The organism is Bacillus cereus group sp. BfR-BA-01382 (assembly GCF_022663475.1).
Taxonomy (GTDB): Bacteria; Bacillota; Bacilli; order Bacillales; family Bacillaceae_G; genus Bacillus_A; species Bacillus_A thuringiensis_S.
This window is the reverse complement of sequence record NZ_JAKUFQ010000282.1, coordinates 1-468: the sequence shown is the minus strand read 5'-3', so window position 1 is coordinate 468 and position 468 is coordinate 1. Positions and strand designations below refer to the sequence as shown.

Genomic DNA, 468 nt, shown 5'->3' with positions numbered 1-468 from the left:
TAAGCCAGGTTCCTCCTTTTATATAAAAAAGAGGACGCTGGCTATGTATAGGAAGAAATCTCATCTTAAACATAAACAACGTCCTCTAAATGCGGACTATTACTTTTATTATTTTTTTCTTTTTAATACGGTAAGTGAAATTTTATACTAAGCCTCTTTTCCTCAGCTGTTCTGCTACTCTTTTCCCCTCTGCCATACCAAAGTATCTAGCAATAGCTGTATACGTCATTCCGTCTTCTCTCATAGCTGCAGCTTTTACACAAATTCTATCCCATTCTTCTTTCGTCTTCCTTTTTCGCCTTTGTACTTCATCTTTTCCACCTAGATACACACCTAGTTTTATTAATTCTTTCCCTATGGTGCAATTAGAGCTACAATGATCCAATTGTCGATAACGGTAATCACAATTTTTACAATGTACATCCTGTATATTTAGAATTTTGATACGTGCTTCTTTCGCATTCATAT

General features: G+C 35.0%; 1 protein-coding gene. It reads right to left on the bottom strand.

The window, feature by feature from the left end; all coding sequences use genetic code 11:
* Positions 1-142: 142 nt before the first annotated feature.
* Positions 143-468, bottom strand: a 326-nt coding sequence (locus tag MR160_RS33940; RefSeq protein ID WP_242299232.1) for a hypothetical protein, incomplete at its 5' end; no start/stop codon positions are given.